This is a genomic window from Cellulomonas sp. PSBB021 (genome assembly GCF_002240455.1).
GTDB lineage: Bacteria > Actinomycetota > Actinomycetes > Actinomycetales > Cellulomonadaceae > Cellulomonas > Cellulomonas uda.
In genome coordinates, this window is the sequence record NZ_CP021430.1 from 299,952 (window position 1) to 313,557 (window position 13,606).

Consider the following 13,606-nt stretch of genomic DNA (forward strand, 5'->3'; position numbering starts at 1 on the left):
CGGCCGGCGCGCGTGCTGCCTACGGTGAGGCATGGGCTTCACGCAGCAGGACGCGCCGTGGTGGACGCGGGCCGTCGTCTACCAGGTCTACCCGCGCTCGTTCCAGGACTCGGACGGCGACGGCGTCGGTGACCTGCGCGGCGTCCTGCAGCGCCTGGACCACCTGGCCGAGCTCGGGGTCGACGTGGTGTGGTTCTCGCCGGTCTTCCGCAGCCCGCAGGACGACAACGGCTACGACATCAGCGACTACCAGGACGTCGACCCGCTGTTCGGCACGCTCGCGGACCTCGACGAGGTGATCGCGGCGCTGCACGCGCGCGGCATGAAGGTGCTGATGGACCTCGTCGTGAACCACACGTCCGACGAGCACCCGTGGTTCGTCGAGTCGCGCTCGTCGTCGGACAACCCGAAGCGCGACTGGTACTGGTGGCGGCCCGCGCGTCCCGGCATGGAACCCGGCACCCCCGGCGCGGAGCCGACCAACTGGGCGAGCTTCTTCTCGGGGCCCGCGTGGGAGTGGGACGAGGCGACGGGGGAGTACTACCTGCACCTGTTCAGCCGCAAGCAGCCCGACCTCAACTGGGAGAACCCGCAGGTCCGCCACGCCGTGTACGCGATGATGCGCTGGTGGCTCGACCGCGGGGTCGACGGCTTCCGGATGGACGTCATCAACCTCGTCTCGAAGGCCGTGCACGACGACGGCTCGCTGCCCGACGGGATCACCCACGACGGCAGGCTGGGCGACGGAAGCCCGTTCTACACGAGCGGCCCGCGCGTCCACGAGTTCCTCGCCGAGATGCACCGCGAGGTGTTCGCGGGACGCGACGGCGCGTTCCTGACGGTCGGCGAGACGCCCGGCGTCACGCTCGAGGACGCGCAGCTGTTCACCGACCCGGAGCGCCGCGAGGTCGACATGGTGTTCCAGTTCGAGCACGTCGGGCTCGACCACGGCCCCGGGGGGAAGTTCGACCCGCGCCCGCTGCGGCTGACCGACCTCAAGGCGAGCTTCGGCCGCTGGCAGGCGGGCCTCGCCCGGCGCGGCTGGAACTCGCTGTACTGGGACAACCACGACCAGCCGCGCATCGTCTCGCGGTGGGGCGACGACGGCGCCTGGCGCCGCGAGTCGGCGACCATGCTCGCGACGCTGCTGCACCTGCACCGCGGGACGCCGTACATCTACCAGGGCGAGGAGCTCGGGATGACGAACGCGCACCTGACGTCGTTCGACGGCTACCGCGACATCGAGACGCTGAACCACCTCGCGGAGGCGCGCCGCTACCGCACGGACGACGAGCTGCTCGCGGCGTTCGCGGCGATGAGCCGCGACAACGCCCGGACGCCGGTGCAGTGGGACGCCACCCCGCACGCCGGCTTCACCACCGGCACCCCGTGGATCGACGTCAACCCGAACCACGTCACCGTGAACGCGGCGGCCGAGCGGGCGGACCCGCGCTCGGTGTTCCACCACTACCGCCGCCTCGTCGAGCTGCGGCACACCGAGCCCGCGGTCGCGCTGGGCGACTTCACGATGCTCCTCGCGGACGACGAGGCCGTGTACGCGTTCACCCGGCGGCTCGACGACGTCGAGCTGCTCGTGCTCGGGAACGTCTCGGGCGACGAGCAGCTCGCGCTGGTCGACCCCGTGTGGACGGACGCGCAGGTGCTGCTCGGCAACTACGACGACGCGCGGGTGGTCGAGACGCCGGTGCGGCTGCGCCCGTGGGAGGCGCTCGTCGTGCGTCGCACCGTCTCTGCGGGCGGGACGGGGCTCGGCGGGGACGGCCGGCCCGCGTAGGTTCCCGGCATGGGGAAGGTCCACGAGAGCATCGACGGGCGGCTGCGGGCGTTCATCGAGCGTCAGCACGTCTTCTTCGTCGCGACCGCGCCGAGCGGCCCCGGCGGTCACGTCAACGTCTCGCCCAAGGGGATCGGCGGGACGTTCGCCGTGCTCGACGAGCACACGGTCGCGTACGTGGACGTCACGGCCTCGGGCGCCGAGACGATCGCGCACCTGCGTGACAACGGCCGCATCACGATCATGTTCTGCGCGTTCGAGGGGCCGCCGAACATCGTCCGCCTGCACGGCCGGGGGCGGTTCGTGACGCTCTACGACGAGGGCTTCGACGCGCTGCTCGCCCGGTTCGACGGCGGGCTCGACGAGTCGCGCGGGGTGCGGGCGGTCGTCGTCGTGGACGTCGAGCGCGTCTCCGACTCGTGCGGCTACGGCGTCCCGCTCCTGTCGTACGAGGGCGAGCGGGACCTGCTGCCGCCGTACATGGCCCGCAAGGGCGTGCAGGGCCGGGCGGACTACCGGCGCCTGAAGAACCGCACGAGCGTGGACGGGCTCCCGGCGTTCGACATGGACCCCGACGCCGTCGAGGACGCCGCGGCGGGCTGACCCCCTGTCGGGTGGTCCGCGCCGTCACCCGCGCGTTCGCCCTCGGCGGTGTGCGCCGGGCCGGTACGGTGCGCAGAGCGTGCCCCGACCGTGCGGCACCGACGAGGGGGCAGGCATGGCGTTCACGGGTGCGCTCGCGATCTCGACGCGCGCGCTGCGCAAGACGTACCGGCGCCGCGGCGTCCGGCACGTCGCGGTCGAGGGGCTCGACCTGGACGTCCCGGTGGGTGGCGTGCACGCGTTCCTCGGGCCGAACGGCGCGGGCAAGACCACGACGATCCGCATGCTGCTGGGCCTCGTGCGCCCCGACTCGGGCACGATGCGCCTGTTCGACGAGCCGGTGCCCGAGCGGCTGCCGCACGTCGTCGGCCGCGTGGGCGCGATCGTCGAGCAGCCGAAGTTCTTCCCGACGATGTCCGCACGCCGCAACCTGCGCCTGCTGAGCGGCGCGATCGGCGCCGAGCCCGGGCTGGTCGACACCGTGCTCGAGGAGGTCGGGCTCGCCGACCGGGCCCGCGACCCCTACCGCACGTACTCGCTCGGCATGAAGCAGCGGCTCGCGATCGCGGCCACCCTGCTCAAGGACCCGGACCTGCTGATCTTCGACGAGCCGACCAACGGGCTCGACCCCGCGGGGATCCGGGAGATCCGTCAGACCATGCGCACGCTCGCCGCCCGCGGCACGACCGTGCTCGTCTCGAGCCACATCCTCGCGGAGGTCGAGCAGGTCGCGGACACCGTGTCGATCGTCGCGCGCGGCCGGCTGGTCGCGCAGGGGCGCGTCGCCGAGCTCATCGGTTCACGGTCGCAGGGCGGCGTGCGCGTCGGCATCGAGGTGCCCGGCACCGCGGGCGCCGTGCTCGAGGCGCAGGGCTGGACCGTGCGCCGCGACGGGCGGCACCTGCTCGTCGACGGCGCGCCCGGCGCCGCGCGCATCACCGAGGTGCTGGCGCGCGAGGGGCTGTTCGTCGACGAGCTCGTCCCGGTGCGTGCCGACCTCGAGTCGGTGTTCCTCGACCTCACGGCCGGGCAGGGACCGGGGACGCACCCGCCGGACGACGGGCGGGACGCGGCACCGACGGGTCGTCGCGCGGCGGGGGGTGCGGCATGAGCCGGCTGGTGACGACCGAGGTCGCGCGGTGGTTCGCGCGGACCATGCTGTGGCTGGTGAGCGCCGCGACCGTCGCGCTCATGGTGCTCGGGCCGCTCGGCGCGTACAACGGCTCACGCGAGGCGAGCGCGGCCGACCGTGCGCTCGCGCAGCAGCAGGTCGACGCGTACGAGCCGCCGGCCCAGGAGGACGTGGACGCGTGCCTCGCGGACGAGGCGCGCGAGCGCGAGGCGCAGGGCGACCCGACGATCGAGTTCCAGTGCGAGTGGACGCCCACGGTCGAGGACTTCCTGCCGTGGCGGCAGTACTGGGACACCGAGGGCGCGTCGATCGTGTGGGGCGTCGCGTCGTTCCTGGCGCTCGCCGCCCTGCTCGCCGGCGCCTCGTTCGTCGCGGCGGAGTTCAGCACGGGCGCGATCGGGAACTGGCTCACGTTCGCCCCGCGCCGCGGCCGCGTGCTGGCGAGCAAGCTCGTCGCGACCGTCGTGGGCTTCGCCCCCACCGCCGTGCTGGCCGTGACCCTGCTCGTCGGCGGCACGTGGGGCGCGTTCGCGGCGCACGACGCGCTGCGCAACCCGAACCCTCCGCAGGGGTCGGGGGCAGCGGGTTCACGCTCGCGGACGCCGCCGCGGCGGGCGGCAGGATCGCGGTGCTCGGGGTCGCGTTCGCGGTGCTCGGCGCCGCGCTCGGGTTCCTCCTGCGGCATACCGCGGCGGTGCTCGGTGCGGTGCTCGCGTGGGGCGTCGTCGTCGAGGGGATCGGTGCGGGTCTCGCGCCGCGCGCGCGGCCCTGGCTGCTGCAGACCAACATCGACGCCTGGGTCCGCGACGGCACGCAGTGGTACGAGGACGTGTGCGGGTTCGACGCCGAGACCGGCGGCCAGTCCTGCACGTCGATCACGCACACGGTGTCGGCGGGGCACGGCGCGGCCGTGCTCGGCGGTCTCGTGCTCGTCGTCGTGGTGCTCGCGGCGGTCGTGTTCCGCCGGCGCGACGTGTCCTGACGCCCGGGCTGCTCCGGGCGGGCTGCTCCGGACGGGCGAACGTGGCGGCGTGCCCTCGGGACCGCGTGCCGTCGTGTCGTTGCAGGAGGGGACGACGAGCGCAGGAGGCCCGATCATCGGCACGCACGGGGACGGCCCCGCGATCTCGACGCGTGCGCTGCGCAAGACGTTCCGGAGGTTCGACCTCTCGCAGGTCGTAGCGGTCGAGGGTCTCGACCTCGAGGTGCCCGCGGGCGGCGTGCACGGGTTCCTGGGCCCGAACGGCTCGGGCAAGACGACGACGATCCGCATGCTGCTCGGTCTCGCGCGTCCGGACTCGGGCGAGATCCGGCTGTTCGGCGAGCCGGTGCCGCAGCGGCTGCCGGCCGTGGTGGCACGCGTCGGCGCGATCGTCGAGCAGCCGAAGTTCGTGCCGAGCTTCTCGGGGCGTCGCAACCTCGAGGTGCTCGCGTCCGCGATCGACGTGCCCCGCACGCGCGTCGACGAGGTCCTCGACCAGGTCGACCTGCGCGAGCGCGCCCGCGACCCGTTCCGGCGGTTCTCGCTCGGCATGAAGCAGCGCCTCGCGATCGCGGCGACGCTCCTCAAGGACCCGGACCTGCTGATCTTCGACGAGCCGACCAACGGCCTCGACCCCGCGGGCATCCGCGACGTCCGCGCCACCATGCGGCGCCTCGGCGACGAGGGCCGGACCGTGCTCGTGTCCAGCCACATCCTCGCGGAGGTGCAGCAGGTGGCGGACACGGTGTCGATCGTGGCGCGCGGTCGGTCGGTGGCGAGCGGGTCCGTCGCCGAGCTGGTCCGGGGCCGCGGCCAGGTGCGCGTCGTCCTGCGCGACGTCCCGGCGGCCCACGCGCTGCTCACCGCACGCGGGTGGCGCGTGACGCGCGAGGGCGGGGCGCTGCTCGTCGCGGGCGTCCCGGACCCGGCGCTCGTCAACGAGACGCTCGCACGCGAGGGGCTGTTCGCGTCCGAGGTCGGGACCGTGCGCGACGACCTCGAGTCGGTCTTCCTCGAGCTCACCGCGCACGTGGGCGCGGGCGGGACGGACCGGGCGCCCGGGGTCGCGCAGGTGCGCCCGTGAGCCCGCTGCTGCGCGCCGAGCTCCTGCGCGTGCGTTCGCGTGCGGTCGTGTGGGGGACCGCGGTGGTGCTCGTGGTCGCCGCGCTCGGCTTCGTCGTCGCGGCGTGGGACGACACGCGCCCGCCGTCGGCCGGCGCGCTCGCCCAGGCGCAGGAGGAACTCGCCACTGCGACCGCCCGGTGGGAGTCGGACCACGCAGGGTGGGTCGAGGTGTGCGAGGAGAACGCCGAGCGTGACGGCGAGGACCCGCACGTGCTGTGCGACCCGCTGCGCACCCCGCCGACCCTCGAGCAGGTGCTGCCGTACCGCCCCGCGCTGGTGGAGACCCTCGAGCACCGGTACCCGCCGATGGCGGTCGTGGTGCTCGTCGGCCTCCTGGTGATGGGGGTGACGCTGGTGACCGCGGACTTCGGCTCGGGCGCGATGGGGACCTGGCTGACGTTCGCGCCGCGCCGCGGGCGCGTGCTGGTCAGCCGGCTCGTAGCCGCGCTCGCGGCGGCCGTGCCCGTGGCGCTCGTCGCGCTCGGGACAGCGTTGGTCGGGATCGTGGCCATCGTCGCGGTCAACGGGGCGACCGGTGACGCCGGGGGTGCCGCCGGCGTGGTCGCGGTCGCGACGGCACGCGCGCTCGCCGCGGGGCTGTGGGCGGTCGCGGTCGGGGTGGGGCTGGCGTTCGCGCTGCGGGTCGGTGCGGGGGTCGCGGGGCTCGTGGTGTGGTGGGTCGCGGCGATCGAGAGCGCGCTGCCGCTCCTGGTGCCGGCGGCGCGCGGCGTCACGCTCGCGACGAGCCTGCGCGCGTGGCTCGAGGGCGGGACGACGTACGGCGTCGAGGAGTGCGTGGGCGGCGCCGACGGGCCGCCGGTGTGCGCGGTGGTGGAGCACGTCGTCAGCCCCGTCCAGGGGGCGGGGGTGCTGCTGGTCGCGGCGCTCGTCGTCCTCGGCCTCGGCGCGGTGTCGTTCCGGGTCCGCGACGTGCCCTGAGCGTCCACCAGGTGGACGCGTGCACCACCATGCAAGACGGATGCGGATAGACGTGACAGGCGAACCGACGGAGGCGTAACCTCGCCCTCGTGCAGACGATCCTCGTAGTACTTCCTGAGCGCGCCGGCTGAGGCCAGCAGCACAGGCTTCGTCAGCGCGCGCACCCCTCGCACCGTCGGCCCGTCCGACGCGAGGGGTTTTCTGTTTGCAGGACCAGCCAGTCGAGCACCACACGCAGCACCCACCAGCAGCAGGGAGACACCGATGGTCCAGGGCCCCCACCCGGCACCGCCGCGGATGCCCGTGAGCCCCGCCGTGGTCGGCGCGACCGCGCGTCCCGCGCCCCCGAGCGCGCCCACGCCGGTCGTTCCGTCCGAGCGGGTCGAGCGCGTGACCGAGCAGGTCACGGGCGCGAAGTCGATCGTGCGCTCGCTCGAGGAGGTCGGCGCGGAGGTCGTCTTCGGGATCCCCGGTGGCGCGATCCTGCCGACGTACGACCCGCTCATGGACTCGACCCGCCTGCGGCACATCCTCGTGCGGCACGAGCAGGGTGCGGGCCACGCCGCGACCGGCTACGCGGCCGCGACCGGCCGGGTCGGCGTGTGCATGGCGACGTCGGGCCCGGGCGCGACGAACCTCGTGACGCCCATCGCCGACGCCAACATGGACTCGGTGCCCATGGTCGCGATCACGGGCCAGGTCGGCGCCGCGATGATCGGCACGGACGCGTTCCAGGAGGCCGACATCGTCGGCATCACGCTCCCGATCACCAAGCACAACTACCTCGTCACCGACCCCGCCGACATCCCGCGGGTCATCGCCGAGGCGTTCCACGTCGCCGCGTCCGGGCGGCCCGGGCCCGTGCTCGTCGACATCGCGAAGTCCGCGATGCAGGCGTCCACCACGTTCGCCTGGCCGCAGGAGGTCTCGCTGCCCGGGTACCACCCGGTCACCAAGCCGCACGCCAAGCAGATCCGCGAGGCCGCACGCCTGCTCGCCACGTCGCGGCGCCCGGTGCTGTACGTCGGCGGCGGCGTCATCCGCGCGCGTGCCGCCGAGCAGCTGCGCCGGCTCACCGACGCCTCGGGCGCCCCGGTGGTCACGACGCTCATGGCCCGCGGCGCGCTGCCGGACACGCACCCGCAGCACCTGGGGATGCCCGGCATGCACGGCACGGTCGCGGCCGTCGCCGCGCTGCAGAAGGCCGACCTGATCGTCGCCCTCGGTGCCCGGTTCGACGACCGCGTCACGGGCCTGCTCTCGTCGTTCGCGCCGCACGCGACAGTCGTCCACGCCGACATCGACCCCGCCGAGATCGGCAAGAACAAGGCGGTCGACGTCCCGATCGTCGGCGACCTGCGCGAGGTCCTGACCGACCTGCTCCCGGAGCTCGAGCGCGAGCACGCGCACCACGGCAAGCCGGACCTCGAGGGCTGGTGGCGCCAGCTGGACGCGTGGCGCGAGACGTTCGGGCTGGGCTTCGACGAGCCCTCCGACGGTCACCTCGCACCGCAGCACGTCATCCAGCGCATCGGCGAGCTCACCGGGCCCGAGGCGACGTACGTCGCGGGCGTGGGGCAGCACCAGATGTGGGCCGCGCAGTTCATCAAGTACGAGCGGCCCAACTCGTGGCTCAACTCCGGCGGCCTGGGCACCATGGGCTACGCCGTGCCCGCGGCCATGGGCGCCAAGGTCGGGGAGCCGGACCGCACGGTCTGGGCGATCGACGGCGACGGCTGCTTCCAGATGACCAACCAGGAGCTCGCGACCTGCGCGATCAACGACATCCCGATCAAGGTCGCGGTCGTCAACAACTCCTCGCTGGGCATGGTGCGCCAGTGGCAGACGCTGTTCTACGAGTCCCGGTACTCGAACACCGACCTGCACACCGGCCACGGCACCCGCCGCATCCCGGACTTCGTCAAGCTCGCCGACGCGTACGGCTGCGTGGGCCTGCGCTGCGAGACGAAGGCCGACGTGGACGCGACGATCAAGCGCGCCCTCGAGATCGACGACCAGCCCGTCGTCGTCGACTTCACCGTCTCGCGCGACGCGATGGTGTGGCCGATGGTCGCCGCGGGCGTGAGCAACGACGACATCCAGTACGCACGCGGGATCTCCCCGGCGTGGGACCGGGAGGACTGATGAGCCGCCACACCTTGTCCGTGCTCGTCGAGAACAAGCCCGGCGTGCTGACGCGCGTCGCGGGGCTGTTCGCGCGGCGGGCGTTCAACATCCACTCCCTGGCCGTGGGCCCGACGGAGCACGACGAGATCTCGCGGATCACGGTCGTCGTCGACGTCGACGAGCTGCCCCTGGAGCAGGTGACCAAGCAGCTGAACAAGCTGATCAACGTCATCAAGATCGTCGAGCTCGAGGACGCCGCCTCGGTCCAGCGCGAGCTGCTGCTCGTCAAGGTCAAGGCGGACGTCACGCAGCGCACGTCGGTGCTCGAGGTCGTGCAGCTGTTCCGCGCGCACGTCGTCGACGTCGTGCCGGACACGGTCGTCGTCGAGGCGACCGGCTCGCCGGGCAAGCTCGACGCGCTCCTGACGGCCCTGGAGCCGTTCGGCATCCGTGAGATCGTGCAGTCCGGCACCGTGGCCATCGGCCGCGGGTCCCGCTCGATCACGGACCGGGCGCTCGAGCGCGTCACGCGCTCCGCCTGATACACCGTTCCCAGACCTGCCAGTCCGCACGACCCCGCTCGGGACCCCGAGCGACCCCATCTGAAGGAGAGACCCATCGTGGCCGAGCTGTTCTACGACGACGACGCCGACCTGTCGATCATCCAGTCCAAGAAGGTCGCCGTCGTCGGCTACGGCAGCCAGGGGCACGCGCACTCGCTCAACCTGCGCGACTCCGGCGTCGACGTGACCGTCGGTCTGCGCGAGGGCTCCCCGTCGCGGGCGAAGGCCGAGAACCAGGGCCTCGCGGTCGCGTCGGTCGCCGACGCGGTGCGGGACGCGGACGTCGTCGTGATCCTGGCGCCCGACCAGGTCCAGCGGATCGTCTACCGCGACGAGATCGAGCCGAACCTCAAGGACGGCGCCGCGCTCGTCTTCGGCCACGGCTTCAACATCCGCTTCGGCTACATCCAGCCGGCCGCGGGGCACGACGTGCTCATGGTCGCCCCCAAGGGTCCGGGGCACCTGGTGCGCCGCGAGTACGTCGACGGCCGCGGCGTCCCGGTGATCGTCGCCGTGGAGCAGGACGCGTCGGGCGCCGCGTGGGACCTCGCGCTCTCGTACGCCAAGGCGATCGGCGGCCTGCGTGCCGCGGGCATCAAGACGACGTTCACCGAGGAGACCGAGACCGACCTGTTCGGTGAGCAGGCCGTCCTGTGCGGTGGCGTCTCGCAGCTCATCCAGTACGGCTTCGAGACGCTGACCGAGGCGGGCTACCAGCCCGAGGTCGCGTACTTCGAGGTGCTGCACGAGCTCAAGCTGATCGTCGACCTCATCTGGGAGGGCGGCATCACCAAGCAGCGCTGGTCGGTGTCCGACACGGCCGAGTACGGCGACTACGTCTCGGGCCCGCGCGTCATCACGCCGGACGTCAAGGCGAACATGCAGGCCGTGCTCGCCGACATCCAGAACGGCGCGTTCGCCAAGCGCTTCATCGACGACCAGGACGCCGGCGCGCCGGAGTTCAAGGCGCTGCGCGAGAAGGGCCAGAACCACCCGATCGAGCCGGTCGGCCGCGAGCTGCGCAAGCTGTTCGCGTGGGTGAAGCCGTCCGACCAGGACTACACCGAGGGCTCGGCCGCGCGCTGACGCCACGTCGACGGACGCCACACGGCTGCGCACGCGCGCGGACGTGTGGCGTCCGTCGTCCCAGGGCAGGATGGGCCGCACCAACCGACTCCGGAGGGCAGGTCCATGAGCGAGTACGACGAGGGTGTGGCCGGGCACGCGCAGGTCGCGGCGGACGGCGACCAGCGGATCACGGCGTTCTGGCAGGCGGCGCGTGGCCACGTGGGGTTCGGCAAGCTGGACGGGATCGTGGGCGCCGTGCCGCTCGACGTGGTGCCGCCGCCGTCGTTCTCGTACGGGTCGGGTGCGGAGGCGGACGACGCGGTCCGGGAGGTCCTCGCGGGGGAGCGCTCGCGCACGACGAGCGCGCGTGCGGACTTCGCCGCGGGCGACGACCTGCCGCGGGTCGGTGACCTGGCGATCGTGCTGGACAGCCTGGGCGAGCCGCGCGCGCTGATCCGCACGACCCAGGTCACGGTGACGGACACGGCGGTCGACGAGGCGTACGAGCTGGTGTACCCGACGCACGGTCCGACGCCTCCGGTGGACTGACGGGTCCGCCTCCGCGCGGGTCGGATGGTGAGATGGGTGTCCGGGTGGTGGGACGTCACACGTAGGGTGGAGCCATGAGCAGCAACGCCACGCAGATCAGCCTCGCCGTCGTCGCGGGTGACGGGATCGGCACCGAGGTCGTCGAGCAGGGCCTCCTCGTGCTCGACGCGGCACTCGCGGGATCGGGCGTCGGCGTGAGCACCACGGAGTTCGACCTGGGCGCGCGCCGCTGGCACGCGACGGGCGAGACGCTGACGGACGGTGACCTCGAGGCGATCCGCACGCACGACGCGATCCTCCTGGGCGCGATCGGCGACCCGAGCGTCCCGTCGGGCGTGCTCGAGCGCGGCCTGCTGCTCAAGCTCCGCTTCGCGCTGGACCACTACGTCAACCTGCGCCCGGGCAAGCTGTTCCCCGGCGTGACGAGCCCGCTCGCGGCGCCCGGTGACGTCGACTTCGTCGTGGTGCGCGAGGGCACCGAGGGCCCGTACGTGGGCAACGGCGGCGCGATCCGCGTCGGCACGCCGCACGAGGTCGCCAACGAGGTGAGCGTCAACACGGCGTTCGGCGTCGAGCGCGTGGTCCGTGACGCGTTCGCGCGCGCCGCGGCCCGCCCGCGCAAGAAGCTCACGCTCGTGCACAAGCACAACGTGCTGGTGCACGCCGGTCACCTGTGGCGCCGCACGGTCGAGGCCGTCAACGCCGAGTTCCCGGACGTCACGGTGGACTACCTGCACGTGGACGCCGCGACGATCTTCCTGGTCACGAACCCGAGCCGGTTCGACGTGATCGTCACCGACAACCTGTTCGGCGACATCCTCACCGACCTCGCGGCCGCCGTCACGGGCGGCATCGGCCTCGCGGCCAGCGCCAACATCAACCCGGACCGCACGGCGCCGAGCATGTTCGAGCCCGTGCACGGCTCCGCGCCCGACATCGCCGGCCAGGGCAAGGCGGACCCCACCGCCACCGTGCTCTCGGTCGCGCTCCTGCTGGACCACCTCGGCCTGCACACCCACGCGCAGGCCGTCGAGGACGCCGTCGCGGCCGACCTGGCCGAGCGCGGCGCCGCCGAGCGAGTACGGTCGACGGCCGAGGTGGGCAAGGACCTCGCCGCGCGCGTCGCGGGCTGACCTCCCGTCCTGCCGAAGGCCGTCGCTCCCCGTCCCGGGTCCCCGGTGACGGGACGGCCGGTCCGTCCCTGAGGTCCGTCGCGCACGCGACGGGCGCGAGGGGCGGTGCACCAGGCCGCCACCGCCGGGTACCGTCAGACCAGCCCAGGTGAAAGGCCCTCCCATGAGCACCGTCGCTTCCTCCACGTCCGCCGACCTCTTCGAGGTGCACGCGACGACGAGCCCCGTGCCCGACGCCCAGCGCGCCGAGCTGCTGGCCGCGCCGAAGTTCGGCACGGTCTTCACGGACCACATGGCCCGCATCTCCTACACGCAGGGCGAGGGCTGGCACGGCCGGCGCGTCGAGCCCTACGGCCCGCTGCAGCTCGACCCGGCGACCGCGGTGCTGCACTACGGCCAGGAGATCTTCGAGGGCCTCAAGGCGTACCGGCACGCCGACGGCTCGGTGTGGACGTTCCGGCCGCACGCCAACGCCGAGCGGTTCGCGCGGTCGGCCGAGCGGCTGGCGCTCCCGCAGCTGTCCGAGGCGGACTTCCTCGGGTCCATCGAGGCGCTCGTGCGCACCGACGCCGCGTGGATCCCCACGGGTGACGAGACCAGCCTGTACCTGCGCCCGTTCATGTACGCCTCGGAGTCGTTCCTCGGGGTGCGGCCCTCGCTCGAGGTCGAGTACCTCGTCATCGCCTCGCCGGTCGGACCGTACTTCTCGGGCGGTGTGAAGCCGGTGGCGATCTGGGTCGACCAGGAGTACCACCGCGCGGGTGCGGGTGGCACGGGCGCCGCGAAGTGCGGCGGCAACTACGCCGCGAGCCTCCTGCCGCAGCAGAACGCGTACGAGCAGGGCTGCGAGCAGGTCTGCTTCCTCGACGCGTCGACCAACACGTACCTCGAGGAGCTCGGGGCATGAACGTGTTCGTCGTGCGGGCGGACGGCTCGGTCGCCACGCCGCCCGTGTCGGGCTCGATCCTCGAGGGCGTCACGCGCTCGTCGATCCTGCAGCTCCTGACGGACGCGGGGCACGAGGTCTGCGAGGCGCCCCTCGCGCTCGCGGACCTGCGCGCGGGGCTCGAGGACGGCTCGGTCACCGAGGTGTTCGCGTGCGGCACGGCCGCCGTGATCACGCCGATCGGCCGCCTCAAGAGCACCGACTTCGACCTGACCGTCGGGGACGGCGAGGCCGGTGCGGTGACGACGCGGACGCGCGCCGAGCTGACCGACATCCAGTACGGCCGCGCGACCGACCGGCACGGCTGGCTGCACCGCCTGGCCTGACGCGCCGGCGCGCACGACGAGGGGCGTCCCGGCCGGGGCGCCCCTCGCGTCGTGCGGCGACTGGTGTGGGGACCAGTGCGGGGACCAGTGCGGGTCCGAAGGGTGGACCCGGCGCGCGGCGGGCGTGACCGCGGGGCGTGGGGTGTGTCACCATGGCCGCATGTCCCCGTGGACCTCGATTATCGACTAGCGCGTCGGCCCACCCGCCGGCGCGCAGACCTCCCGTACCCCGGGGGGTCTTTTTGTTGGTCCGGGGCCGTCTCACGAGGACGCACCCGTCCGACGAAGCCCGTCCCCGCAGTCCCGCACGCCTGAAGA

Annotated in this window: 12 protein-coding genes and 1 pseudogene; 12 read left to right on the forward strand and 1 reads right to left on the reverse strand. The window is 73.2% G+C overall.

What is annotated here, in order from left to right:
• The first annotated feature begins 31 nt into the window (after positions 1-31).
• The 3 genes from CBP52_RS01275 to CBP52_RS01285 all read left to right on the forward strand — a co-directional run bounded on the left by CBP52_RS01275 (position 32) and on the right by CBP52_RS01285 (position 3,509).
• The gene (locus CBP52_RS01275) at positions 32-1,795 is read left to right on the forward strand and encodes an alpha-glucosidase (RefSeq protein ID WP_094179491.1); all 1,764 of its coding nucleotides are present in this window, start codon (positions 32-34) and stop codon (positions 1,793-1,795) included.
• Positions 1,796-1,804: 9 nt separating this feature from the next.
• On the forward strand, positions 1,805-2,398 hold the full coding sequence (locus CBP52_RS01280; protein ID WP_094179492.1) for a pyridoxamine 5'-phosphate oxidase family protein: 594 nt from the start codon (positions 1,805-1,807) through the stop codon (positions 2,396-2,398).
• A gap of 115 nt (positions 2,399-2,513) precedes the next feature.
• Positions 2,514-3,509 carry an ABC transporter ATP-binding protein gene (locus CBP52_RS01285; RefSeq protein WP_094179493.1) on the forward strand — a complete coding sequence of 332 codons (996 nt, stop codon included), beginning with the start codon at positions 2,514-2,516 and terminating at the stop codon, positions 3,507-3,509.
• A 113-nt stretch (positions 3,510-3,622) separates the two neighbouring features.
• On the opposite strand, the gene CBP52_RS18090 is transcribed toward CBP52_RS01285, so the two are convergent.
• A complete protein-coding gene (locus tag CBP52_RS18090; RefSeq protein ID WP_157732464.1) occupies positions 3,623-4,069 on the reverse strand; it encodes a hypothetical protein in 447 nt (148 codons plus the stop codon).
• An 89-nt stretch (positions 4,070-4,158) separates the two neighbouring features.
• Between CBP52_RS18090 and CBP52_RS18095 the strand changes: the two genes are divergently transcribed.
• The 9 genes and pseudogenes from CBP52_RS18095 to CBP52_RS01330 all read left to right on the forward strand — a co-directional run bounded on the left by CBP52_RS18095 (position 4,159) and on the right by CBP52_RS01330 (position 13,288).
• Positions 4,159-4,512, forward strand: coding sequence for a hypothetical protein (locus tag CBP52_RS18095; protein WP_094179494.1), 354 nt, complete (start codon positions 4,159-4,161; stop codon positions 4,510-4,512).
• 142 nt (positions 4,513-4,654) lie between these two features.
• Positions 4,655-5,596, forward strand: a complete 942-nt coding sequence (locus CBP52_RS18100; protein WP_094182050.1) for an ABC transporter ATP-binding protein — start codon at positions 4,655-4,657, stop codon at positions 5,594-5,596.
• Positions 5,593-6,576, forward strand: a complete 984-nt coding sequence (locus tag CBP52_RS01300) for an ABC transporter permease subunit (RefSeq protein WP_094179495.1) — start codon at positions 5,593-5,595, stop codon at positions 6,574-6,576. The genes CBP52_RS18100 and CBP52_RS01300 overlap by 4 nt, the downstream gene beginning before the upstream one ends.
• 264 nt (positions 6,577-6,840) lie before the next feature.
• The gene (locus CBP52_RS01305; RefSeq protein WP_094179496.1) at positions 6,841-8,721 is read left to right on the forward strand and encodes an acetolactate synthase large subunit; all 1,881 of its coding nucleotides are present in this window, start codon (positions 6,841-6,843) and stop codon (positions 8,719-8,721) included.
• Positions 8,721-9,245, forward strand: a complete 525-nt coding sequence (gene ilvN / locus CBP52_RS01310) for an acetolactate synthase small subunit (RefSeq protein ID WP_094179497.1) — start codon at positions 8,721-8,723, stop codon at positions 9,243-9,245. The genes CBP52_RS01305 and ilvN overlap by 1 nt, the downstream gene beginning before the upstream one ends.
• A gap of 78 nt (positions 9,246-9,323) precedes the next feature.
• Complete coding sequence (gene ilvC / locus CBP52_RS01315) at positions 9,324-10,352, forward strand: ketol-acid reductoisomerase (RefSeq protein ID WP_094179498.1); 1,029 nt, start codon at positions 9,324-9,326, stop codon at positions 10,350-10,352.
• Positions 10,353-10,457: 105 nt separating this feature from the next.
• Positions 10,458-10,883, forward strand: a complete 426-nt coding sequence (locus CBP52_RS01320) for a hypothetical protein (RefSeq protein WP_094179499.1) — start codon at positions 10,458-10,460, stop codon at positions 10,881-10,883.
• Positions 10,884-10,957: 74 nt separating this feature from the next.
• A complete protein-coding gene (locus CBP52_RS01325; protein ID WP_094179500.1) occupies positions 10,958-12,016 on the forward strand; it encodes a 3-isopropylmalate dehydrogenase in 1,059 nt (352 codons plus the stop codon).
• 163 nt (positions 12,017-12,179) lie between these two features.
• A pseudogene (locus CBP52_RS01330) lies at positions 12,180-13,288 on the forward strand (branched-chain amino acid aminotransferase).
• Positions 13,289-13,606: the final 318 nt, after the last annotated feature.

Coding starts and splice junctions, on each gene's coding strand:
- ilvN (WP_094179497.1), top strand. CDS start 8,721: ATGAGCCGCCACACCTTGTCCGTGCTCGTCGAGAACAAGCCCGGCGTG.
- CBP52_RS01280 (WP_094179492.1), top strand. CDS start 1,805: ATGGGGAAGGTCCACGAGAGCATCGACGGGCGGCTGCGGGCGTTCATC.
- CBP52_RS01285 (WP_094179493.1), top strand. CDS start 2,514: ATGGCGTTCACGGGTGCGCTCGCGATCTCGACGCGCGCGCTGCGCAAG.
- CBP52_RS01275 (WP_094179491.1), top strand. CDS start 32: ATGGGCTTCACGCAGCAGGACGCGCCGTGGTGGACGCGGGCCGTCGTC.
- CBP52_RS01305 (WP_094179496.1), top strand. CDS start 6,841: ATGGTCCAGGGCCCCCACCCGGCACCGCCGCGGATGCCCGTGAGCCCC.
- CBP52_RS01320 (WP_094179499.1), top strand. CDS start 10,458: ATGAGCGAGTACGACGAGGGTGTGGCCGGGCACGCGCAGGTCGCGGCG.
- CBP52_RS01325 (WP_094179500.1), top strand. CDS start 10,958: ATGAGCAGCAACGCCACGCAGATCAGCCTCGCCGTCGTCGCGGGTGAC.